The 22,164-nt window shown below is 49.3% G+C and carries 21 protein-coding genes and 1 pseudogene; 8 read left to right on the forward strand and 14 right to left on the reverse strand.

Annotated elements, in window-relative coordinates:
- The first annotated feature begins 26 nt into the window (after window positions 1-26).
- The gene (locus AC6IB1_RS05575; protein WP_005506730.1) at window positions 27-308 is read left to right on the forward strand and encodes a winged helix-turn-helix domain-containing protein; all 282 of its coding nucleotides are present in this window, start codon (window positions 27-29) and stop codon (window positions 306-308) included.
- Between the two features lie 37 nt (window positions 309-345).
- Here the strand turns inward: AC6IB1_RS05575 and AC6IB1_RS05580 are convergent, their stop codons facing one another.
- The 3 genes from AC6IB1_RS05580 to AC6IB1_RS05590 are packed head-to-tail and all read right to left on the reverse strand — an operon-like array spanning window position 346 to window position 1,492.
- Window positions 346-705 (reverse strand): MmcQ/YjbR family DNA-binding protein, encoded by a 360-nt coding sequence (locus tag AC6IB1_RS05580; RefSeq protein ID WP_497568157.1) that lies wholly within the window; start codon window positions 703-705, stop codon window positions 346-348.
- Window positions 706-1,143: a DUF1499 domain-containing protein gene (locus AC6IB1_RS05585; protein WP_497568158.1), complete on the reverse strand. Its 438-nt coding sequence runs from the start codon at window positions 1,141-1,143 to the stop codon at window positions 706-708.
- Between the two features lie 13 nt (window positions 1,144-1,156).
- A complete protein-coding gene (locus tag AC6IB1_RS05590) occupies window positions 1,157-1,492 on the reverse strand; it encodes a DUF2956 domain-containing protein (RefSeq protein WP_497568159.1) in 336 nt (111 codons plus the stop codon).
- A gap of 122 nt (window positions 1,493-1,614) precedes the next feature.
- Here AC6IB1_RS05590 and AC6IB1_RS05595 point away from each other — a divergent pair, with 122 nt between their 5' ends.
- The 5 genes from AC6IB1_RS05595 to AC6IB1_RS05615 all read left to right on the forward strand — a co-directional run bounded on the left by AC6IB1_RS05595 (window position 1,615) and on the right by AC6IB1_RS05615 (window position 6,730).
- Window positions 1,615-1,935, forward strand: a complete 321-nt coding sequence (locus AC6IB1_RS05595) for a heavy metal-binding domain-containing protein (RefSeq protein ID WP_497568160.1) — start codon at window positions 1,615-1,617, stop codon at window positions 1,933-1,935.
- 181 nt (window positions 1,936-2,116) lie between these two features.
- Window positions 2,117-2,602: a DUF2919 domain-containing protein gene (locus tag AC6IB1_RS05600; RefSeq protein ID WP_497568161.1), complete on the forward strand. Its 486-nt coding sequence runs from the start codon at window positions 2,117-2,119 to the stop codon at window positions 2,600-2,602.
- Window positions 2,595-2,990, forward strand: coding sequence for a hypothetical protein (locus AC6IB1_RS05605; protein ID WP_497568162.1), 396 nt, complete (start codon window positions 2,595-2,597; stop codon window positions 2,988-2,990). The genes AC6IB1_RS05600 and AC6IB1_RS05605 overlap by 8 nt, the downstream gene beginning before the upstream one ends.
- A 108-nt stretch (window positions 2,991-3,098) precedes the next feature.
- Window positions 3,099-3,995, forward strand: coding sequence for a Dyp-type peroxidase (locus AC6IB1_RS05610; protein WP_497568163.1), 897 nt, complete (start codon window positions 3,099-3,101; stop codon window positions 3,993-3,995).
- A 293-nt stretch (window positions 3,996-4,288) separates the two neighbouring features.
- On the forward strand, window positions 4,289-6,730 hold the full coding sequence (locus AC6IB1_RS05615) for a beta-mannosidase (RefSeq protein ID WP_497568164.1): 2,442 nt from the start codon (window positions 4,289-4,291) through the stop codon (window positions 6,728-6,730).
- Window positions 6,731-6,818: 88 nt separating this feature from the next.
- Here AC6IB1_RS05615 and crr read toward each other — a convergent pair whose 3' ends face one another.
- From crr to cysZ, 5 genes are all read right to left on the reverse strand, one after another.
- Window positions 6,819-7,328 carry a PTS glucose transporter subunit IIA gene (gene crr / locus AC6IB1_RS05620; protein ID WP_005506717.1) on the reverse strand — a complete coding sequence of 170 codons (510 nt, stop codon included), beginning with the start codon at window positions 7,326-7,328 and terminating at the stop codon, window positions 6,819-6,821.
- Between the two features lie 42 nt (window positions 7,329-7,370).
- A complete protein-coding gene (gene ptsI, locus AC6IB1_RS05625) occupies window positions 7,371-9,098 on the reverse strand; it encodes a phosphoenolpyruvate-protein phosphotransferase PtsI (RefSeq protein WP_497568165.1) in 1,728 nt (575 codons plus the stop codon).
- A gap of 54 nt (window positions 9,099-9,152) precedes the next feature.
- Window positions 9,153-9,410, reverse strand: coding sequence for an HPr family phosphocarrier protein (locus AC6IB1_RS05630; RefSeq protein ID WP_005506715.1), 258 nt, complete (start codon window positions 9,408-9,410; stop codon window positions 9,153-9,155).
- A 318-nt stretch (window positions 9,411-9,728) separates the two neighbouring features.
- Window positions 9,729-10,697 carry a cysteine synthase A gene (cysK, locus tag AC6IB1_RS05635; protein ID WP_497568166.1) on the reverse strand — a complete coding sequence of 323 codons (969 nt, stop codon included), beginning with the start codon at window positions 10,695-10,697 and terminating at the stop codon, window positions 9,729-9,731.
- 197 nt (window positions 10,698-10,894) lie between these two features.
- On the reverse strand, window positions 10,895-11,656 hold the full coding sequence (cysZ, locus tag AC6IB1_RS05640) for a sulfate transporter CysZ (protein ID WP_497568167.1): 762 nt from the start codon (window positions 11,654-11,656) through the stop codon (window positions 10,895-10,897).
- A gap of 512 nt (window positions 11,657-12,168) precedes the next feature.
- Here cysZ and zipA point away from each other — a divergent pair.
- Entirely contained in the window at window positions 12,169-13,119 is a 951-nt protein-coding gene (gene zipA, locus AC6IB1_RS05645) for a cell division protein ZipA (RefSeq protein WP_497568168.1), read from the forward strand.
- 209 nt (window positions 13,120-13,328) lie between these two features.
- Here the strand turns inward: zipA and AC6IB1_RS05650 are convergent, their stop codons facing one another.
- From AC6IB1_RS05650 to AC6IB1_RS05675, 6 genes and pseudogenes are all read right to left on the reverse strand, one after another.
- Window positions 13,329-13,742, reverse strand: coding sequence for a redoxin domain-containing protein (locus AC6IB1_RS05650; protein ID WP_497568169.1), 414 nt, complete (start codon window positions 13,740-13,742; stop codon window positions 13,329-13,331).
- Window position 13,743: 1 nt separating this feature from the next.
- Window positions 13,744-15,849 (reverse strand): annotated as a pseudogene (locus AC6IB1_RS05655) (protein-disulfide reductase DsbD family protein).
- 48 nt (window positions 15,850-15,897) lie between these two features.
- On the reverse strand, window positions 15,898-16,299 hold the full coding sequence (locus tag AC6IB1_RS05660; protein WP_497568170.1) for a hypothetical protein: 402 nt from the start codon (window positions 16,297-16,299) through the stop codon (window positions 15,898-15,900).
- Window positions 16,300-16,446: 147 nt separating this feature from the next.
- On the reverse strand, window positions 16,447-17,343 hold the full coding sequence (secF, locus tag AC6IB1_RS05665) for a protein translocase subunit SecF (RefSeq protein WP_497568171.1): 897 nt from the start codon (window positions 17,341-17,343) through the stop codon (window positions 16,447-16,449).
- A 2-nt stretch (window positions 17,344-17,345) separates the two neighbouring features.
- Complete coding sequence (secD, locus tag AC6IB1_RS05670) at window positions 17,346-19,172, reverse strand: protein translocase subunit SecD (RefSeq protein ID WP_497568172.1); 1,827 nt, start codon at window positions 19,170-19,172, stop codon at window positions 17,346-17,348.
- Window positions 19,173-19,285: 113 nt separating this feature from the next.
- Window positions 19,286-19,765, reverse strand: a complete 480-nt coding sequence (locus AC6IB1_RS05675) for a hypothetical protein (protein ID WP_497568173.1) — start codon at window positions 19,763-19,765, stop codon at window positions 19,286-19,288.
- 134 nt (window positions 19,766-19,899) lie between these two features.
- Here AC6IB1_RS05675 and ligA point away from each other — a divergent pair, with 134 nt between their 5' ends.
- Window positions 19,900-21,912 carry an NAD-dependent DNA ligase LigA gene (ligA, locus tag AC6IB1_RS05680; protein WP_497568174.1) on the forward strand — a complete coding sequence of 671 codons (2,013 nt, stop codon included), beginning with the start codon at window positions 19,900-19,902 and terminating at the stop codon, window positions 21,910-21,912.
- Window positions 21,913-22,164: the final 252 nt, after the last annotated feature.

Below are 22,164 nucleotides of genomic sequence, written 5' to 3' on the forward strand. Positions count from 1 at the left end.
GAAACAGTCATATTTAGGAGGTCTCAATGGAACTGAATCCGGTTTTTGCAAGAAGACTGTATCTCGCTTTTTTGGTTGAAGAGATGGAACGTCCTAACGTTCCGCGTTTAATTGAAGCCACAGGTTGGCCGCGCCGTACAATACAAGATGTGATCAAATCGCTGGCCGGGTTAGGTATTGAACTCTCTTTTATTCAGGATGGACGCCGCCATAATGATGGTTATTATCGCCTGACTGATTGGGGGCCATTCAAGCGCGAATGGGTTGAGGAGCGCAAGCAGGAGATCATGGGCACGCTGACGGTGTGAAACAAAAGCGCAGTAACGAAAGCCTGCGTTTTCTCGTTTACGATGCGTCGAGTGTTCCGGACCTCAGTGCGTTTTGAACATACTTGGGTAGCTTGTTGACTACCAAATGCCACGAACGGGAGATGATGTTTTGTAACTCGTCGGTTGGCAAGGGACAGTGTTCGCCAAATTCTATCCATCCCGCCCTTGCCAGGTGTGGCGCAGGCCGACAACCTGGGATCCCTGCCATCATAATGAATAAATCTTCCGGCACCTTGCAGGCCATTTTCCCACCATCGTAAAAGATACATACCATTTTGGTCTGGTGCACGCTGTAAACATCAACGCCGCCCCATTTGACATCGTGCCGGATACCGACCAATGAGTCACAATGGGACTTGAGTGCCGGGATATCCATTTACTTGATAAGCCCTTTTTCTTTCAATGCCGTTCGCAGGGTTTCAACACGTTTGCGGTTTACACCAAAATCTGAATACCCGACGCGGGATTCAGAACGCACAATAAGCTGGTTGCCATCAATGCGCAGTTCCAAATCGTCAACAAAGCGCATGATCTTACTGACACTCTCTACACGCGCGTAACCTGGTTCCTGGGTTCCCAGACGGATGCCCGGCATGCTGAGGGCGACCTCCAGTACCGGTGCCAGTGACATTCCTTGTTTCAGTTCAAAGGGCTCGACACGAAATGCATCTCGGGTATCCAGTGTTGACACACAATTAGGCTTGTCGCCGCAAGGGGTTCGGGATTTATCAGTCACGCTTTCATCTCCTTGTGCGCATCCAACTATCAATAAGAGTGTGGCACCGGCAATAGCGGTAGAGAGCGTTTTTTTCATGGCGATGTCCCTGTTATTGGTTGCTCAATACGAATATGGCAAATCCCGCCCAACTGAGCACCAGCAGTGCCCATGGTAGGAGGTGGCGTGACGTCGGCGAAGCGTGTTCGGTGTCTTTCACATCATAGCCGGGCTCAACAATAGATTGCTTCTGTTTGCGCTGTTTTTTCCGTTCTTTATCACGTTCCCGCGCTTTGGCTTTTTGTTGTTTTTTGTATAACGCAATGCCTTTCTCAATGCCTTGGGCAATAAGTTTGGTCTGCTCTTTGGTTTGCCCCGGTTTTTGGGTGGCCTTGGCAATTTTCATGGCTTCTTGTTGTGTTTCCGGCGATGGCGACGCATTACTCATCGTAAATTTATCTTTTGTTGCAGTACGTAGTGAAGGATTATACCGATGATAACGGTTTGTCACGAAACCAAAATCTGAGAATCGTGTCAAAGCGATAACCCAGTTAAAAAGGAGAAGCATAAGTGATTTTAACGACAACACCGACAGTGCAGGGGCGGGAAATCACACAGTATCATGGCGTAGTGGTAGGAGAAGCTATTCTTGGCGCCAATTTGTTTAAAGATATTTTTGCCAGCATCCGCGACATTGTCGGCGGCCGCTCTGCTGCTTATGAACAAGAGCTGGCAAAAGCCCGTGAGATTGCGTTTCAGGAGTTGCGTGAACGGGCGCGGGAAGTCGGCGGCAATGCCGTTGTGGGTATCGATCTGGATTATGAGGTCGTCGGCCCGAATGGTGGGATGCTGATAGTGAGTGTCAGCGGCACTGCCGTCACCATTAGATAAATGGGAGCAAGATAAAAACCTTGGCTGAAAATTGTTGCGCCACTCCGCAAAATAATAAGCCAGGGCTTTGCTGTCCTATCAATTACTGACAAAGTGCCATGGAGGGTTATGAACACTGTTTTTTAAATGCATCTGGTCACCATCAGGTGCCACAGACAATAACCCTAAAGACAATAAGTTGATGAACACGCTTTTGTACCCCTCTCCAGACGACTATGACAAACACGGCAATGCCAAGCCGAACCTGATGTTCTGGCTGACTTGCTTTTTTCTGGCAAGATCCTGGCTGGTGTTTGTGGTTGCCGGAGTCAGTCGTGAGCAAGGCAAGGATTTGCTCGCACTGTTTTATCCCAGCCATGACGTACTCTATGTCGGATTGGCACTGGGTTTTCCGGCGGTTGCACTCATGCTGGTGGCAGGGAACCTTCACCGTTATCCGCCTTTTTTCGGGCGGATTTGGCGGGCTGGGAAGATCATACTTTTAGCGGCGTTGTCCGGTGATCTGATACTTCAGGTAAAGCACCTGATGGTAGAACATTGGGCCTTTCACTGGCATGGCGCGCTGATGTTACTGATAGCGGCTTGGCTGTTTTTTTATTTGCTAAGGAGTCGCCGCATGCAGTTTTTGTTTAAAGCCCCGATATCAAGAGTAGAAAAAAATGAATGAGTGGAAAAAAGGGCTTGTCCTGTTCAGTGCAATGCTAAGCCCGCTGGCCATCGCTGATTGGCAAGTTGATGTGAACTTTGAGATGGATAGAGCAGGAAAACAGCACCGTGCGCAGACGTCAGTCTCTTTAGTGCCGGGTGAAGAAACAGTGTTGTTTGACAATGGTGAAGAGACAAGGGCGATTGTAGGGAAAGCTGAATTACTGGAAGTGACGGCTGATGAAGTAAAAATTTCCCTTTTGGTTCAGGAGCAGTGTGATGATGGTGGATGGCGTACCATCATGTCCCCCGTGGTGAGCGCTGGGTTAAATACGCCCGCTTCCATCAAGCAAAGTAACGAGCAATTAGATGAGTTTGCCTCTCTGAAGATTGAAATTATGTCGGTATAAGAACACAAAGCCTACTTTCCCGATCTAAAACAAAGCCTCTGACTCTCACCAGTGATATGCTATTTCTTATCACTAAAATGAGAACAAATAGTTTTTTGGAGGTAACACATGGCGGTTTCCCAACCGGCAATTGTCGCTGAAACAGGGCCTTTTGCACTCTATACAGTATTAAAAGTGACGGGCGCTATTACTGATGTCCTGGCACAGTGTCGTACACTTCACACTCTTGTTGATGAGATCAATGCGCAGCAGCCTGGCGCAGATCTGAAAGCGGCCGTTTCTTTCTCACCTGCATTCTGTGCGGCAAATAAGATTGCCACACCGGAAAACTTTACTGAATTTCGACCGCTTGGTGAGGGTGATACTTATGCACCAGCCACTGATTGCGATATCTTCTTGCATGCGCATTCCACCCGCCATGATCTTAACTTCTTTCTGCTTCGTAAATTCCTGTCGCCAATTGCTTCACAGGTGGATGTAGTAGATGAAACCTATGGTTACCGTTACCTCGACTCCCGGGATATGACAGGCTTTATTGATGGCACTGAAAATCCAGAAGGCGAAGAGGCGCGTCGTGATGTGGCCATTATCGCAGAGGGTGAATGTGCCGGTGGCAGCGTGGTCATGATGCAACGGTATGTGCACAAACTGGCTGCCTGGGAACCGATGTCTGTCGAGCAGCAGGAAAAAGTGATTGGTCGGACCAAAGCGGATTCTGTCGAGCTTGACGATGTGCCAGCCCAATCGCATGTCGGCCGTGTTGATATCAAAGAAAACGGTAAAGGCTTGAAAATGGTCCGTCACAGCCTGCCTTATGGTTCTGTTTCCGGTGAGCACGGTTTGCTGTTCCTGGCGTATTGCCGCACACAACACGTACATAAAACCCTGTTGGAGAGCATGTTTGGTGAGCGTGATGGCAAAACCGATATGCTGCTTAGATTCACCACGCCGGTAACGGGCGCTTACTTCTATGCTCCACCAATGGATGTGCTAGAAAAAATATGATATTTCAATGTCTTGATAAGTATTGATAACAATGAAAGCACTGCAGGCCGGTGCTTTTTCTTTGTCAATTTGTGACCTTGCTTAAACCGCGTTTTTCGATTCTTTGAGCCAGCGTTTGGAATCAATAATTGCCCGTCATGGCTTGCTGTTTTCTCTCGACGGATAACCGCTTCTATGGTGTTCTCTGCCTTATTCTTCCTTTTAGAGAGTCGTTGGATGGGAAATCTCCCTGATTGTCATCTCCAGAACATAACGTTTCGTGCGCTCTCTTTTACTGCGTGCGGAGAAATAGCGTGACCCAAATATTGCTTAATGGTGAATGGCGCCTGACATCCCTAACGGACGGGGAGATTTCTGTTCCTATCCAAATCCCCGGAGATATTCACAGTGCTTTGTTGGCGGCAGGGAGAATTCCCGATCCTTATTATGGCTGCAATGAAAGTCTGGTCCAATGGGTCAGTGAGCACGACTGGCAATTGGAAACATCATTTAATCTGGAGACCGGATTATTGGCAGTGTCCGGGGTTGATCTTATCCTGAGCATGGTTGATATAGTGGCCTCTGTTGCCATCAATGGAGAAGTGGTCCTGCTGTGCAGTAATATGTTTCGTGAGTACCGCACAGATATTCGTCATCACCTCCATGAAGGTATCAATACCCTGACGGTGACGCTAAAGCGCGCCGATCTTGAAGCCAAGGCGCGTGCTGGACGTCTTCCTTTTCCTGTGCCGTGGGCTGAAGGCAATAATCAGATCCCCCATATGAATACGCTGCGTAAAACCCAGTGCCATGCAGGATGGGATTGGGGAATATGCCTTTTGGCTAGCGGTATCTATGATTCAGTTCGGCTTCAGCCTGTGAATCAGGTGCGGTTGAATCACATCAGGACTTCCCAACAATGGCACAGCAATGGCCAGTGCGATTTGGCAGTGTCTGTCGACTGTTCCTCCCTGACCTCTAATGCTGTTAGTACAGCCTGTGAGCTTATCTCGCCTTCCGGAGAGCGATGGACACAGTTTTTGAATGTTACCCGTGGTACGACAGCATGTACGTTTTCCATAGCTGATCCAGAGTTATGGTGGCCGGCAGGCTATGGTAACCAGCCGCTCTACACACTTATTGTGTCGGTGGATGGTCAGCAGATCTCCAAACATATAGGCTTAAGAGAACTACACCTTGATACCACACAGGATGAGTCCGGCTCGGCGATGACCTTTGTGGTAAACGGGAAAGCCATCATGGCGAAAGGGGCCAACTGGATCCCACTGGATGCGATGCCGGGCAAACAGACGCCGACGCGTTACCGCCGCTTGCTGGAAGATGCCAAAGCTACCAACATGAATATGATCCGTATCTGGGGCGGCGGCATGTACGAGCGTGATTGTTTCTATGAGCTTTGCGACGAGCTTGGGCTGATGGTCTGGCAGGATCTGATGTTTGCCTGTGCCCTGTATCCTTCCACACCTGATTTTATCAAAGATGTTGAGCAGGAAGTGGTGTATCAGGTACGTCGCCTGAGTGATCATCCTTCACTGGCTCTGTGGTGCGGCGACAACGAAGTGATTGGTGCGATTGGCTGGTATCCAGAATCAAAATCCAACCGTGAAAAATACGTTGTTAACTACGATCGCCTCAACCGCGTGTTGCAGGATGTGGTGGAGCGGGAAGATCCATCGCGCCGATTTTGGGCAAGTTCGCCATGCAATGGCGAGCTAGACTTCGGTGATGCCTGGCATGATGACAATAAAGGCGACATGCACTTCTGGGATGTGTGGCATTCCGGCAAATCCTTCGATGCCTACCATAACATCAAGCCACGTTTTTGCAGCGAGTTTGGTTATCAGTCCTGGCCATCACTGCCAACAGTGAAAATCTTTGCTCCGCAAGAAGATTGGAATGTTACATCGCCAACATTTGAGCAACACCAGAAAAACGGCCGTGGCAACAGTATCATCACCGAAATGTTCACCCGCTACTTCCGTTTTCCGAAAAACTTTGCGCAAATGCTGTATCTCAGCCAAGTGCAACAGGCGCTGGCAATCAAAACCGCCAGTGAGTACTGGCGTGCCAATAAGCCGGTATGCCGGGGCATTCTCTATTGGCAACTTAACGATTGTTGGCCGGTCAGTTCCTGGTCAAGCATCGAATACACCGGCCGCTGGAAACAGCTTCACTACCATGCCAAGCGTTTCTTTGCCCCACAGGCTGCCGTGTTTGTGGAAGAAGACAATGCACTGCATTTACACCTCATAAACGATGAGCATCGCCGTTGTGAAGTGAATGGTCAGGTGACTTGGTATGACTGGCTGGGTGAGGTGATTGATACCTGGCCGGTAGAGGCGTGTTTGGGCGAAGACGACAACCAGATGGTGTGGCAGTGTGACCGCAACGTGATCAACGAGCGCCAATATCAGGGCTTTTTCTATGTCGAGATTGACGTGGAAGGCACCCGTTTTGCCAATACCTGGTTTGATGATATCTACAAGCGCTTACCGTTACCAAAGGCTGATATTACCGTGGATGTGGCAGAGTGTGATGGCAGTTTGTTGGTGACACTAACAAGCGATCTGCCTGCTTTCTTTGTCCACCTTGAGTATGAAGGAGAAGGGCGTTTCAGTGACAGCAGCTTCACCCTGATGCCTTGTTCTCCAGTGACGGTGAGTTATATCGGCAGTGCAGATATTGATGCGTTGAACGCTGGCCTTCATGTATATCAGTTGGCCGGTTCATACTGATAACTGATTGGGCTGTTGATGTTCCCCCAACTGTTGGATACAAAAAAGCGCAGCCGGGAGGGCTGCGCTTTTTCTTGCACAACAAGCGTTACTTCTTGATACGCAGTACTGGTGTTTCACCAACAGAAACTGTACCAGAAAGCTTGTTTAGCTCTTTGATTTCGTCCATGTTAGAGATAACAACAGGAGTCAGAGTAGACTTCGCTTTCTCTTCCAGCATCGCCAGATCAAACTCGATGATTGGGTCGCCAACTTTCACAGTCTGACCTTCCTCAGCAATACGTTTGAAGCCTTCACCTTTCAACTCAACGGTATCAATACCAAAGTGAACAAACAGCTCGATGCCGTCTTCAGATTCGATAGAGAATGCGTGGTTAGTTTCGAAAATCTTACCAATGGTACCGTTTACTGGTGCAACCATTTTGTCGCCAGCTGGTTTGATCGCGATACCATCACCCACGATTTTCTCCGCGAAAACAACGTCTGGCACGTCTTCGATGTTTACGATTTCACCAGACAGTGGTGCGATAATTTCAATTGCGCCAGCATCGTTGCTGTCATCGGAAACCAGCTTCTTCAGTTTGTCAAACAGACCCATAGTGTTTGCTCCTAAGCGTTATCAATACTTTGCTGCTCTATCTTAGCAGACAGTGTTCTCGGCAATGAATTTTTCTACGTGAGCAGCGATTTCTTCTGCTGTAGGCATTGCCAGTGCTTCTTCCGCCATTGCTTTAACATCAGCAAAGTTAGCATTACGGATGATCTTCTTGATGCGTGGGATAGAGATACCACTCATGCTGAACTCATCAAGACCCATACCCATCAGCAGCAGAGTTGCGCGCTCATCGCCGGCGAGTTCACCGCACATGCCTGTCCATTTCCCTTCTTTATGAGAAGCGTCAATAACTTGCTTGATAACGGTCAGTACCGCTGGCGACAGTGGGTTGTAAAGGTGAGAGATCAGCTCATTACCACGGTCAACCGCAAGAGTATACTGGGTTAAGTCGTTTGTACCAATGCTAAAGAAGTCAACTTCTTTTGCAAGGTGGTGAGCGATTGCAGCAGCAGCAGGTGTTTCAACCATGACACCGATTTCGATGTTTTCGTCGAATGCCAGACCTTCAGCACGCAGTTCTGCTTTGTATTCTTCAATCGCTTTTTTCAGCTCACGGATTTCTTCGACAGAGATGATCATTGGGAACATCACGCGGAGTTTACCGTGTGCCGACGCACGCAAGATGGCACGCAGCTGGTCACGAAGAATTTCACGACGATCCAGGCTGATGCGAACCGCACGCCAGCCCAGGAAAGGGTTCATTTCTTTTGGCAAGTCCATGTATGGCAAGTCTTTGTCACCACCAATGTCCATCGTACGGATGATCACAGGGTGGCCATGCATAGCTTCTGCCACTTCTTTATACGCCCTGTATTGTTCTTCTTCAGTAGGCAGCGCATCGCGGTCCATGAACAGGAACTCAGTACGGTAAAGGCCAACGCCCTCCCCTCCGTTACGGTTTACACCGTCACAGTCTTTCACTGTGCCGATGTTACCGCAGACTTCGACTTGGTGACCATCCAAGGTGATAGCTGGCAAATCTTTCAGTTTTGCCAGCTCTTCTTTCTCAGCCAAGAAAGTGTCACGGATCGCTTTGAATTTGTTTAGTTCTTCTTCACTTGGGTTGATCACAATCTGGTTATTGATGGCATCAAGCACCAGCATGTCACCATTTTTCACACGTTTAGTGATGTCGTTGGTGCCCACGATCGCCGGCAATTCCAGAGAACGGGCCATGATTGACGTGTGTGATGTACGACCACCGATATCAGTAATAAAGCCCAGCACATAGTCCAGATTGATTTGTGCGGTTTCAGACGGTGTCAGGTCGTTAGCAACCAGGATCACTTCTTCATTGATGGCGCTCAGTGAAACGATGTTGATACCCAGTGCGTTTTTGATAAAGCGTGAGCCGATGTCACGGATGTCAGTTGCACGCTCTTTCAGGTATTCGTCGTCCAAAGACTCTAGGGTAGTGGCTTGCTCTTCGATGACGCTATAGATTGCGTATTCAGCAGCAGCATTGTTGTCCTTAATGAAAGCTATGATTTCTTCTTCTAGCTCTTCATCTTCAAGCAACATGATGTGACCTTCAAAGATCGCTTCTTTCTCTTCACCGAAAGTTTCGCGTGCTTTGTTTTTAATCACTTCAAGTTGCTGTTTAGATTTTTCGCGTGCGTCGTATAAACGTGCGATTTCTGCGTCTAGCTGGTCAGCTGGAACTGGATTTTTGTTGATGACGATGTCGTCTTCTTGGAGTAGCAGCGCTTTACCAAAAGCAATACCAGGAGATGCCAGGATACCTGAAATCATAGCCTTATCCTACATTGATCAATTGAAATACTAATGGATAGAAATAGAGCTGGATTATTCCAGCTCGTCCATCAGCTTAACCAGGTGATCAACGGCTTCTTGAGCTTGTGCACCTTCCGCTTTGATAGTAACAACAGTACCCTTGGTCAGCCCTAGAGTTTGCAGCTTGAACAGGCTGGTAGCGCTAGCTTCTTTACCGCCAGATTCTACAGTGATTTTTGCATCAAAGCTCTTGGCTTCTTTAACAAACTGAGCCGCAGGACGAGTGTGCAGACCGTTTTCAGCAGTGATTTCTACTTGCTTTTGATACATGTTTTACCCCGATACATTATTTATTTAGGTTTATGTATTAAATATTCGGTTAGCTTAAACTGATTGGTCAGTTTTGGCTATCGATGGACGATAAACTAACCAAGATTTGAGTGCCCTAGCTTAATCCAAGTCAAACTTCTGTGACATTTTCGATCAAAGCGACACCTGACTTACAGATGAGGCGCTCATTATTTTTGAGCCCAAAAATAAAGGGCGAGGAATTTTTACTAGAGCAAGCTTAAAAAATCAAACAAAAAAGCCCCAAAGGGGGCTTTATCGTTGTCAATCATATGATTGGGTCTAGGTGCCCGATAGCTGTTATTGCTGGTTTTCGAGCTCTGTGAAGATGCCGGCAAACAGGGCTGTACTCAGATAACGTTCACCAGAACTTGGCAGGATGGTGACAATGTTTTTGTCTGCGAATTCAGGCAAAGCTGCAATCTTGTTAGCAGCCACAACGGCAGCACCAGAAGAGATACCTGCCAGAATGCCTTCTTCTTCCATCAGGCGACGTGCCATTGCGATTGCTTCATCTGATGTGACCAGTATAGTTTTGTCTACCAGTGACAAATCCAGGTTACCCGGTACAAAGCCTGCGCCGATACCTTGGATTTTGTGTGGGGCAGGCTGCACGTCTTCACCGTTAACTGTTTGGGTAATGACGGGTGATTCTGCAGGTTCAACAGCCACGGTGGTGATGGCCTTCCCTTTGGTTTTTTTGATGTAACGGCTTACACCGGTCAGGGTACCGCCTGTACCCACACCAGCAACAAACACGTCGATTTCGCCTTCTGTGTCTTCCCAGATTTCCGGACCTGTGGTCTTTTCATGAATTTCCGGGTTTGCCGGATTGTTGAACTGTTGCAACATCAGGAATTTTGCTGGGTCGGTAGCGACAATCTCTTCTGCTTTGGCAATGGCCCCCTTCATGCCTTTCGCAGCTTCAGTCAGTACCAGGTTTGCCCCCAACGCTTTCAGCAGCTTACGACGCTCAAGGCTCATTGACTCAGGCATGGTCAGTGTCAGCTTGTAACCCCGTGCTGCCGCAACATACGCCAGCGCAATACCGGTGTTACCACTGGTTGGTTCAACCAGCTCAACCCCCGGTTTCAGTTTGCCGCTTTTTTCTGCATCCCAAATCATGTTTGCGCCGATACGGCATTTAACGCTAAAGCTCGGGTTGCGTGCTTCAATTTTTGCCAGCACTTTGCCGTTAGATACACGGTTTAGCCTCACCAGCGGCGTGTTGCCGATGGTGGTTGAATTATCTTCGTAAATTTTACCCATCTTCTCAGTTCCTTCGGTTTGTACGGTATTGACGCATTTCAGCATATCCATATTTGGTTTAAAGCAAAGGAATTGTTAGTTATATCTTATTGTTATCGCATATCTTTTAGAATCAGTGTGCATAAAATATAGCTTGCAAAGAAAAAACACCTTTGCCTATTGAGAAAAAGGTGTTTTTTTCGTTCAGGAATAAGGACTTAGTATCTGGCAAGATCACTGCGGTATTTATCTACCCACATCGCTGTTGCACCACAAACGGCGGCAGGCATAACAAAGAGGTTGAGAATGGGAGTCATGGTGAACACCATCACCAAGGCGCCAAAACTCATCGTAGAGCCTTTGTGTTCACGAAGTGTCGCTTTCATGTGAGGGAAAGAGACACGGTGGTTATCGAAGGAATAATCACAGTACTGTATACCCATCATCCAGGCACTGAATAAGAACCAAAGTACCGGGCCAAGTGTCTGGCCGATAGCCGGAATCCACATCAATAGTAATAATCCCAGCGCTTTCGGCAGGTAATAGGCCAGTTTCTGCCATTCTCGTTTAAACACCCGTGGCAAATCCTTGATGATGCCTGTCATTCCATCATCTGGTGGGCGTTTGCCGGTAAGTTTGGCTTCGAGATGTTCGGAAAGAAGACCATTAAAGGGGGCGGCTATCCAGTTGGCAACGGTGCTGAAAAAGTACGAGCAAATCACCAGCACTGCAATGGCGAGCAGCGGCCACAATACATAAGAGAGCCAGCTAAGCATGTCTGGCAGATCGGATAACCAGCCGTTTATCCAATCACTTAGCTGCGAGAGGGCAACGCCAATCAATGTTCCCATTAACAGCAGATTGACGATCAAAGGAATAATCACGAAGCGACGGATCCCCGGTGTGAAAGCAAGGGAGAAACCGCGAATAAAGTAACTGGCACCGGAAACCGGCTGCTTGGCCATCTGGCTTGGGGTCATAGTGTCTCCTTGTTTACCCAAACATCTAAAAGCGAGTTTTGAACATTGTGGTGATGACAATCAATATGATTTTGGGCTGCTTAAGCAAGATTTGATCCAATTGAAACCTCTCTTGCTGGTAAAATGAAGAGAAGGTCCTACTCAACCACCGTGCGTTGCCAGTGTTGAAGATATTGGCTTTTTCGTTAATGTCACGCGAAGAGATGATGTACGCACTTATGTTATCTTTTTAGACCATAAAGTGGCAATTTATACCACTGGTGAATTATTGAGCCATCATATTGTCAAACAGGGTAGTGAATTTGTTTAATGTACGCTGATGAGGTGTTTTCGCTGTGAGAACAGTGACTTTTTCAGTGTTCTCGCGGTATGGACGTTAACTTTTACACGCTTTTTGGTACAGTAGTCAGCAATTTGTATGTGCGACATTGCCAAAGGTTGTACCGAGGTGTTTAGATAGGTCACAACCGCTCGCGGACTCTCGTCGTTAATTGGATAAATGCTGAGATTAAATGATGCAGGAATTGCGCCTTGTTTTAATCATTTTGGGTGCGGTGGCTATCGCCGCGTTGTTGCTCCATGGCTTGTGGACCAGCCGTAAAGAGAAACCTGCCAAGTTTGGTGAAAAGCCCATTGGCAAGTTAAGGAAAAAGGACGATTCAGGGTTTGACCAGGATGGAATTGGTTCTATTCGTGTGATCAAAGCTGGCAGCAGCGAAAAAAACAAAACAGAGCGTAAAGAGCCTGGGTTACATTTCGGGGAAAAACCTGATGTCGATCCTCTTTTTGCTAGTCAGGATGAAATCGCGGCTGTCCGGGAAAAAGAGCAGGAAGGTTTATCTTTGCCGGCATTCTCTGCGGCTGATGCCGATGCTGATCTTGAAAAAATGTCACAAACTGCAGAAAAGTCTGCTGTAGACTCTCCGGACGTAGATACTGGGCTTACAAAGGAAGTCGCTGAGAATACTGAGCCTTTGCACAGCGAGCAGGTGGAATCGGTTGAGCCTGTTGCAGAGGAAATGGTTGAAGACGCGCCGAAGGAGCCTGAACAGCAGGTTCTGATCATGAATGTACAGGCCAGCAATAATGCTGAGTTTAATGGCGAAGAGCTGATTAACTGCCTGGAACAGCATGGCATGATCTTCGGTGAAATGGAGATCTTCCATCGCCATGCCGATTTGGCCGGTACCGGAAAAGTGCTTTTCAGTGCCGCGAATATGTTCAATCCAGGTAGCTTTCCATTAGCAACGATTCATCAGTTTACAACGCCGGGGATTACTTTCTTTATGACGTTGCCCTGTTATGGTGAAGCGGAACAGAATTTTAAGCTTATGCTGCAAACTGCTCAGCAGGTCGCTGATCAACTGGGGGGACTGGTGACTGACGACAACCGTAACATGATGACGCCACAGCGTCTGGATAGTTACCGTGAAAAAATCAAGCGCTTCCAGGCCCATGCGTAATGGGAAGAGTTAACGAAAAACGCCCCCTCAACAACTGAGGGGGCGTTCTTATCGGTGCCAGTCTCTTTTTTATTACTAAACTCCTTTCATTGAATGCGTTATGCCAGCCAGAGGCGGGCCAATAATCCGGGAGGCGTGGTGATCCCTGTGGTGATTGAGGCAATCTTGCCCGCTTTGACGACAACGATAGTTGGGGTAGTGCGAACGCCTCAGGTGTGAGAAAGCAGGCCACGTTCATCATTGATGGTGGTAAACGTGAAATCGTGATGTTGCAGGTAGGCAGCGACACGGTCTTTTGAGCCAGATGTGATGGCAATGGAAATCACCTGATGATCGTTTGCAATCCAATCTACCGTGGGGGTGACAAACTTGCAGGCGCCACACCATGTTTCCCAGAAATAAAGAACAACCGGCTTTTCCTGACTAAGGCCAACAAGGTCGATGGGCTTTCCGTCGATATCCAGCATCGCTGCGTTGGGCACTTGTTCATCGGGCATATCCTGACTTCGCCACAGGTCGACGGCAAAAGAGGCGATGGAGAAGAAAACCACCAGGGTCAGGATCTCTTTCAGCCAGAATTCGGGTTGTTTCCACTTGCTCTTCGTTGTTTGTTCTTCTGCCATCTCAACGTCCTTTCGCGTAATTGATTGCCTGGATAACGTCTTCACTGGAAAGCACCACCGGCAGCGGGATCCCATTCGGCGCTGAAGGGCCATAGACAATGTTGAACGGCACGCCATAGCGGCCATGTTTCCTCAGGTAATCGGTTACGGTTTTACTGGGCGATGTCCAGTCGCCATGCATGGTGACGATGTCCTCTTCCTGCAGCCTTGAGTAAACAGGCTCTTGCAGCAACACACCTATCTTGTTGGCTTTGCAGGTAATGCACCAGTCGGCAGTGACATCGACGAACACCATATTGCCTGCGTTCACCTCTTTTTCAATGCGTGGCTCGTTGAGGGTTTGCCAGGGTAAATCCGGTGGCAGCGGCGTAACCCAGCTGGGGGCTGTCAGGCTTGCTGTCACCAGTGATACCGCGGTCAATAAAATACCGACACCACTGACAACAACGGCTCTTTTCCTGCCATATACCGCATCTGTCCGGTGGATGAAAAACACAATGACACTGATACTGAGCAAGGCTAACCACAACGGTGTGAGGTGGTTTGCCAACAGTGTTAGCAGCCAGACGCTTGTGGCTAACATCATCAGGCCAAACAGGGATTTGATACGGTTCATCCACGGGCCGGGTTTCGGCAGTCTGGTGGCGAGTGCGGGGATTGCCGCCACGATCAACCAGGGTAATGCCATACCCACCGCCAGCGCGGTAAAGATGGCAAACAGCACCGGCGTAGACGCGGTGAGGAAAAAAGCCACGGCCGTCCCCAGAAAGGGGGCGGAGCAAGGTGTGGCGAGCAGGGTAGCGAACATTCCCTGCGTAAAGTGCCCGGCATAGGAGTTATCTCCTTTCGTAGCAAGCCAGGTGTTTGCGGCGGAAGGTAACCGGATTTCAAACAGCCCAAGCATGTTAGCGGCAAAAAGCGCGGTGATGGCGACCATGACACCAATAAAGAGCGGGCTTTGGAACTGAATTCACCAGCCCATCGCATTACCGGTGAGCTTTAGGGTGAGAAGGAAGGCGGCGAGTATCCAGAATGAAAACAGGATACCAGCGGCTGAAGCCAGAAACTGCTTACGAACTGTCGTTTTCTCGAGGCCTTGCGCGCTGACCACACTGCTGAGCTTGAGTCCAAGCACCGGCAATACACAGGGCATGACATTCAGGATAAGTCCGCCCAGCAAGGCAAAGGCAATCGCAGAGGCGAAAGAAAAGCCTGGCTCAGCTTCAATGACGGTTCCTGCTTTCACCGTGGCTTCTTGTTCTGCCAGAAAATCGTTGTCGATAACGGTCAGTGTTATGGCTTCACCGGTCAATGCCGGTTTCCCCATCCAGCTGCTGGCTGAGAACGTGGCAGTGACCTTACCGCCATTCACAGAGACGGTCGGGACAGAAAATGCCACGTCTGCCAATGCTTCGCTGCTGCCATCAACCAGAATGTCTGGCGATTGCCAGTTAACGGCTTTTTGGGCGGAGACCTGAAGTTGCTGCCTTGCGTCGTCCCAAATCGCAGTGATGTTGTCCACCTGTGGTGAGGCTTGTGGAACCTGGCTGACTGCTTGCGCATGGGTGTGAAGCAAGGATGCATCAGGCGAGAGCAAACCTGGCACAAACGGCAGGCTGAACGCATAGTCAGTGAGCACGCACTCAGTGGTGCAGGAAGAGACAGTCAGGGTGCCGGCAAAATGTACCGGTTTATCTAACTCTTCCACATACAGTGTGATCGGGAAAATGACATCGCCTTTATAACCCAGCGTGTCTATTCCCAGTAAATCGAAGCGCTGGGGAACAGGCCATTGCCAGTCCACCTTTTCAATGTTGTCCGATGCTTGCCAGTCTAGGCTTGGAGCAACGCCGCCTTCACCCGGGGAGCGCCAGTAGGTTTTCCAGTCTCCTGACAGGTTGATTTCCAAAAAGCCTTCGACAGCGTTGTTCGTCTTGTCGACATTGCCTGTCAGTACGATACGGCTTTTTACTGGCGGATGGGCAGGATTGGTCAGCCACCCGGTATCGGGCGTTTGGGCGTTGGCAGGCAACGCTGACCAGAATGCAAGCAGCAAAAAGCCGGTGAACCATTTTACCTGCCTGATAAATGTTAAAAAATTCTTCATTGTTCTTCCTAAAATAATTCAATCAAAACTGAGTAACAGCTGACTGGCTTATTCTCGGAAGACGCAGAGAGTGAGGTGTAAACGGTAGGGGGGAGGTATCGGCTCGGTCTGGTACGCCGTTTTGTCGCGGCAAAGCGGAAGAAAACCGACAAATGCGAGCACCAGGACAAAAAGAGAAAGCGTGATGTTGTCCCAGTTGAAGATCGATGAAGACAACATGTGTTCGGTCAGTTCGCAATCGCTTGATGCTATGTTCTCATTGACCTGCGAGGCTTGTTGTGAAAGTCCGGGAACAGCATCTGTTTTCTGGGGGCATACGTGAAAGAGTCCGGCGTTTTGCGACAGGCACACAAAAACGACCCACCAAATAAAGGTGAGTGCCCACTTTGCGCGACATTTTGTTGATCTGGTCTGCATTGTCTTCAACGTTTTTCCGGTTCCCGCAGGCATTTTGTTGGGCGCCGGGCGAGATTGCAAGTGACTCTGACTCTCTATGAGCCCTGTAACAACAAGATAGCTCAGTCCGGTGTCCTAAAAATAACTAAGGCATACAGAATAATGTAAAAAGCCCGCGGAAGCGGGCTTGGAGTGAGGCACTTAAGGTTCATCGGACACTGGCGCGGGCATATAATGCTCAGGGCGCAGGTCAGTCATTTCCGGAATGATGGTTGCTATTGTCATGGTAGACCAGGTTCCGGCGACGATGCCGATAAACATGGTCACAGAGAAGCCATAAAGTGGCTCCCCGCCTAACAGCCACAGTGAGCCTACAGAGATCAGAGTGGTGCCTGATGTGATAAGGGTGCGTGAGAGCGTATTGGCGATTGCACGGTTGTTAAGTTCAGTAATAGGCAAGATCACATTGGCTCTCAGTAACTCACGGATCCGGTCAGAGATAATGATTGAATCGTTGAGTGAGTAACCCAACACTGCCAGCAATGCTGCTAACACGGTCAGATTAAACTCCAGTCCGGTGAAGGAGAAAAAGCCCAGCAGTAAAACCACATCGTGTACCAGCGCAAGAAGTGCGCCGGACGCCAAACGCCACTCAAAACGGAAACTCAGATAACCAAGGATCACCAGCAGGGTGATCAGTACGGCCAATCCTCCTTGCTCTGCCAACTCCTGCCCGACTTGCGGACCAACAAGGCTGACGTTAATCATGTCTACAGTTTGCGAAAATGATGCGAGGACAGTTCTCAGCTCCGGCTGCTCGCCGAGTGCTTCTGGGGCGGCATAGCGTAATACCCAGTTACCGTTCTCACCGGTAGACACCACAGTGACAGGCTGATGGAGCGCTGCTTCCAGTTTGTCCTGGATTTGGTTCGCCGTGAGCGTTGGGTCAAGCCGCACTTCACTGATCATGCCGCCGGTAAAATCAAGGCCAAAGTTAAGCCCCTTGGTACCCAGCGAAAAGAGAGAAAGTACCATCAGTACACAGGAGATCAGGCTGCCGATATGGCGAAGTTTTGTTGCGTTTTTCATTGTCACCATGATTATACCCTCACACCACGACGTGAATCTTTACCCCAAACCAGATTGATCACCGCCCTGGAGGCGAAAATGCCGGTAAACATACTGGTCAGCAAGCCCAGACCCAGCGTTAGGGCAAACCCCTGGATGGGGCCATTACCAATGGCGTAAAGAGTGGCTGCTGAAATCAGCGTGGTGATATTGGAGTCCAGAATCGTGGCGAACGCGCTGCTGAACCCCAAATCGATAGATTGTGCCAAGCTTCGGCCTTCGCGGATTTTCTCTTTTATGCGTTCGAAGATAAGCACGTTAGTGTCCACGGCCATACCAACAGTGAGTACCAGGCCGGCAATCCCCGGTAATGTCAGTACTGCGCCTGGAAGCAGGGCAATCAAGCCAATCAGCATGACCATATTGATGATCAGCGCTAGATTGGCTACCCAGCCGAGTTTGCGATACCACACTGCCATAAAGAGAAGTGTCAGGCCCATACCCATTGCCAGCGCTGCAAAGCCGTTCTGGATATTCTCTGCGCCAAGAGAAGGGCCAATGGTGCGCTCTTCAACAATGGTGACTGGCGCGGTGAGGGAGCCAGCACGTAGCAGCAAGGCTAAATCCTGCGCGTCGGATAACGTACCAACACCGGTAATACGGAAGCGGTTACCGAGCTGGGATTGAATCGTCGCCACACTGATGATGGATGTTTCCTGCTCAGTTTTTCCTTCGGCATTCCGACTGTACTCGCTGTACGCGGTCGCCATCGGTTTACCAATATGTTTGGCGGAGAAGTCCGACATTTTCTTGCCGCCGGTGGAATCAAGAGAGATGTTCACTTCCGGCATACCCATCTCACCCATGCTGGCACGCGCATCGACAATGTGATCGCCGGAAAGCACGGGCTTACGGTTAACGTGAACTGGGCGGCCATCCTGCTCGTGGATCACTATCGACCCCGGCTTGCTGTCACTGACGACCTCATAAAATGCAAGGCTTGCTGTCGCACCAATCACGTTTTTAGCGGCGGCAGGATCTTGCACGCCGGGCAGTTCTATACGAATGCGGTGCTCGCCCTGACGTTGAACTGCTGCTTCTGTGATGCCGAGCTCTTCGATTCGTGAACGCATGGTTTGAAGGTTCTGTTGAACCGTAAGGTTAGTGAGTGTTTGCTTTTCAGTTTCTTTCAAGCTGGCGATCAGGGTATTGTCGTCTTGGCCTTTGACGTCCCACTGTGGATACTGCTCACGTAGGAACTGGCGTATTGCGCCTTCAGACTGGCTGGAAGGCATGACAACACGTAAATCACCGTCGCTGTTTACCTGAACGCGCACACCGCGCACGCGAAGTTTCCTGGCATGGTCACGGATATCATCTGCTGCTTGGGTTGCGTGGGCATGGAAGACCTGCTGCATATCAACATCCAACAGGAACTGAACGCCACCGCGAAGATCAAGGCCAAGTTTGATGGGTTTAAAACCCATATTGAGCAACCAAGTGGGCGCCGCTGGTACCATTGCCAGGGCCACAATGTCTTCTTCAGGCATACGGTTTGCCAGAATTTGTTTCGCCGCATTCTGCTGGGCAGCATTTTCCAGTACGACGGTGGTTGTATTGTCTTTCTGGTCAATACGTGTCACACCGATATCTTTGTTATTCATCAGGGTTTGGATAGTGGCGGCTGACGGCGTCGCACCTTTGTGTGAAACCAGAATAGCGGGACTTTCACCAAACCAGGAAGGCAGTGCGCTGAACAGCATGACAATGATGGTGGTGACCAGTACCACATACTTCCATGCTGAATAGTGATTCAGAAGAGTTGTTCTACTTGCTCGATTTTGTATTGTTTTCTGCATAGCTCTCGCTCGTTACCGCAAACTGTTTACGGCAAATACGTCAAATCTTCAGCCCGCAATGTGATTTGCGGACATGCTGGGTGCGCTGGCAGGGATCAGCGTGGATTTGAGGCTCAGGCTTGCGCTTGCGAAATAAAGCGATATTGAAGGTTGGAGTCTTTCCAGCCGGCAATCCGGTGCCGTGTGACAGGGGGAGACCGTGTCCAGTCACTCCGGGGGCTTAACGTATCATTGCTGTGATGATAATTGAACAGTGTGGCAGTGTTTGCCAACTCAATCACAAGCTCATATTCCGGCTCAGCATTGGCAAGCTTTTCCGGAAGCCAGGAGCCGTGCCGGAGTATCGTTAATGACGTCAACGATGTGATTGGTGTTTGATGCCCATCGTTTTTGGGAATGAGCACATCCTTGGAAGCCGATTTAGTGATTTCCTGGAAGAGTTCCGGCTTTACAGGCGGGTTCTTTACAGCTCCTGCAATGGAAGGCACAGAAAAAAACACGAGCAGCAGCGTGAGCAGAATGCCCAGAATGCGCGGATGTCTTTGTGCCAGGAAATGCATTGCAGTGTCCATTGATAAAACTAACAGCATCATAATCCCGTGGACGCCAGGCAACAAGCGCTATTTCACGAGCACGATTCTTTGGCAAGTTCGGGTATACTAACTGCCATTTTGAACCTGAAGCCACGACCATACGTGGCGAAGATAACGGTAGGCAGCAAGCATTGATGACCTCAGACATTCAACAAAAACTGCAGTCGCTGAAAACGCAGCTTAACTATCACGGCCACCTCTATTACGTTGAAGATAAACCGGAACTGCCGGATGCGGAATACGACCGTATGATGCAGGAGTTATTGGCGATTGAGGCGAAACATCCTGAACTGGTGACAGCAGATTCGCCAAGCCAGCGTGTTGGTGGTGCGCCATTGGGGGCTTTTGAGCAGGTTCGCCATGAAATCCCGATGCTGTCTTTGGATAACGCGTTCGATGACAGCGAGCTGGAAGCGTTTGAAAAGCGTATGCGCGATCGGCTGAATACCAATAAAGGTTTTGTTTTTAGCTGTGAACCCAAACTCGATGGTCTGGCGGTCAGCCTGATGTATGAAAATGGGGTGCTGGTACAGGCGGCCACCCGTGGTGATGGCACAGTGGGGGAGAACATTACCCACAATGTACGCACGATTCGCAACGTTCCCCTGCTGCTGCAAGGTGAAGGATGGCCGGCACGCCTTGAAGTGCGCGGAGAAGTCTTTATGCCCAAAGATGGCTTTGAAGCGCTGAACGAAAAAAACATCAAAAAAGGTGAAAAGACTTTCGCTAACCCGCGTAATGCGGCAGCGGGAAGCCTTCGCCAACTTGATCCTAAAATCACCGCAACACGTCCACTTCGCTTTTACGCCTACTCTGTCGGCGTGATGTCTGACACGTTTGGTGATTCACATGTGGGCCGTCTGGAACAGCTCAAACAATGGGGCATTCCACTCAGCCCGGAAGTGAAAAAGGTCGATGGGTTGGAAAACGTCAAAGCTTACTATCAGGACATTGCTGCGCGCCGGAATGACTTGCCTTACGAAATTGATGGCGTGGTGATCAAAGTTGACAACATTGACACCCAGGAGAGCCTTGGTTTTGTTGCCCGCGCGCCGCGCTGGGCGATTGCCTACAAATTTCCTGCTCAGGAAGAAATCACCGTTTTGCAGGATGTGGAATTTCAGGTGGGCCGCACCGGAGCTATCACCCCTGTCGCCAAACTTGAACCTGTGTTTGTGGGTGGTGTGACCGTATCAAACGCGACACTTCACAACGCTGATGAAATCGCGCGACTTGGCGTAAAAATTGGCGATACAGTGATTGTTCGTCGTGCGGGTGACGTGATCCCACAAATTGTCAGTGTGGTGGAAAGCCGCCGTCCTGATGATGCTAAAGAGGTGGTGTTCCCCCATGAATGTCCGGTTTGCCAATCCCAGGTCGAGCGTGTAGAAGGCGAGGCTGTGGCGCGCTGTACCGGTGGCCTGATTTGCCGCGCCCAACGAAAGGAAGCCATCAAACACTTTTCATCACGCAAGGCGTTGGACATAGATGGTCTTGGCGACAAAATCGTTGAGCAACTGATTGAAAAAGAGCTTATCAAGACACCGGCAGACTTGTTTAAGCTCACCGCTGGACAGATCACTATGCTTGATCGTATGGGTCCTAAATCAGCGCAAAACCTGGTTGATGCATTGTCAAAAGCGAAAGAAACTACGCTGCCACGCTTTATTTATTCCCTGGGTATCCGTGAAGTGGGTGAGGCGACTGCGGCAAACCTGGCAAATCACTTTTTCACTTTTGAAGCGCTTCGTGAAGCGACAGAAGAGCAGTTGATAGAAGTGCAGGATGTGGGCGTGATTGTCGCTAAACATGTGGTGAACTTCTTCAATGAAGAGCACAACAAGACGGTGATTGATGCCTTGTTGGCGTGCGGCATTACCTGGCCTGCCATTGAGCAACTGGATGAGAATCAACCCCAGCCATTGGCGGGAAAAACCGTTGTTTTGACTGGTACCTTGTCTCAGATGTCCCGTAACGATGCCAAAGCTGCGCTTCAAGCGCTGGGCGCGAAAGTGACAGGCAGCGTTTCAGCGAAAACCGATTTGCTGATTGCTGGTGAAGCAGCGGGCTCAAAATTAACTAAAGCTCAACAACTTGGCATTGAAATAGTGGATGAAGACGGAATGATGAGACTGCTGTCACGTTAATTCCAATCAACCTATCCCCTCTCTTACGCCGGCTTAACGCCGGCGTTTTCTATCCCGCATGATCACCGCTTTTGCGAGCCATCTTTGATAATTTTCACCTTGAATTTTCTGCTGCTTTATACCGCAAACCCAGTCTAATCACTTCTAAATCTAAGATGTGATAGTGATCTCAATAGGTATTCCTGGTTCTATTTTTAACAAGAAGAATTAAATAAGTGATTGAAAAACAACAATTATATATTTTTATTTTTG

It is taken from the genome of Grimontia sp. THUN1695, assembly GCF_059704325.2.

Excerpts from the sequence above, each read along its gene's own strand:
- AC6IB1_RS05575 (WP_005506730.1), top strand. The coding sequence starts at position 27 with ATGGAACTGAATCCGGTTTTTGCAAGAAGACTGTATCTCGCTTTTTTG.
- AC6IB1_RS05580 (WP_497568157.1), bottom strand. The coding sequence starts at position 705 with ATGGATATCCCGGCACTCAAGTCCCATTGTGACTCATTGGTCGGTATC.
- AC6IB1_RS05585 (WP_497568158.1), bottom strand. The coding sequence starts at position 1,143 with ATGAAAAAAACGCTCTCTACCGCTATTGCCGGTGCCACACTCTTATTG.
- AC6IB1_RS05590 (WP_497568159.1), bottom strand. The coding sequence starts at position 1,492 with ATGAGTAATGCGTCGCCATCGCCGGAAACACAACAAGAAGCCATGAAA.
- AC6IB1_RS05600 (WP_497568161.1), top strand. The coding sequence starts at position 2,117 with ATGAACACGCTTTTGTACCCCTCTCCAGACGACTATGACAAACACGGC.
- AC6IB1_RS05605 (WP_497568162.1), top strand. The coding sequence starts at position 2,595 with ATGAATGAGTGGAAAAAAGGGCTTGTCCTGTTCAGTGCAATGCTAAGC.
- AC6IB1_RS05610 (WP_497568163.1), top strand. The coding sequence starts at position 3,099 with ATGGCGGTTTCCCAACCGGCAATTGTCGCTGAAACAGGGCCTTTTGCA.
- crr (WP_005506717.1), bottom strand. The coding sequence starts at position 7,328 with ATGGGTCTGTTTGACAAACTGAAGAAGCTGGTTTCCGATGACAGCAAC.
- ptsI (WP_497568165.1), bottom strand. The coding sequence starts at position 9,098 with ATGATTTCAGGTATCCTGGCATCTCCTGGTATTGCTTTTGGTAAAGCG.
- AC6IB1_RS05630 (WP_005506715.1), bottom strand. The coding sequence starts at position 9,410 with ATGTATCAAAAGCAAGTAGAAATCACTGCTGAAAACGGTCTGCACACT.
- cysK (WP_497568166.1), bottom strand. The coding sequence starts at position 10,697 with ATGGGTAAAATTTACGAAGATAATTCAACCACCATCGGCAACACGCCG.
- cysZ (WP_497568167.1), bottom strand. The coding sequence starts at position 11,656 with ATGACCCCAAGCCAGATGGCCAAGCAGCCGGTTTCCGGTGCCAGTTAC.
- zipA (WP_497568168.1), top strand. The coding sequence starts at position 12,169 with ATGATGCAGGAATTGCGCCTTGTTTTAATCATTTTGGGTGCGGTGGCT.
- AC6IB1_RS05650 (WP_497568169.1), bottom strand. The coding sequence starts at position 13,742 with ATGGCAGAAGAACAAACAACGAAGAGCAAGTGGAAACAACCCGAATTC.
- AC6IB1_RS05660 (WP_497568170.1), bottom strand. The coding sequence starts at position 16,299 with ATGCCTGCGGGAACCGGAAAAACGTTGAAGACAATGCAGACCAGATCA.
- secF (WP_497568171.1), bottom strand. The coding sequence starts at position 17,343 with ATGGTGACAATGAAAAACGCAACAAAACTTCGCCATATCGGCAGCCTG.
- secD (WP_497568172.1), bottom strand. The coding sequence starts at position 19,172 with ATGCAGAAAACAATACAAAATCGAGCAAGTAGAACAACTCTTCTGAAT.
- AC6IB1_RS05675 (WP_497568173.1), bottom strand. The coding sequence starts at position 19,765 with ATGATGCTGTTAGTTTTATCAATGGACACTGCAATGCATTTCCTGGCA.
- ligA (WP_497568174.1), top strand. The coding sequence starts at position 19,900 with ATGACCTCAGACATTCAACAAAAACTGCAGTCGCTGAAAACGCAGCTT.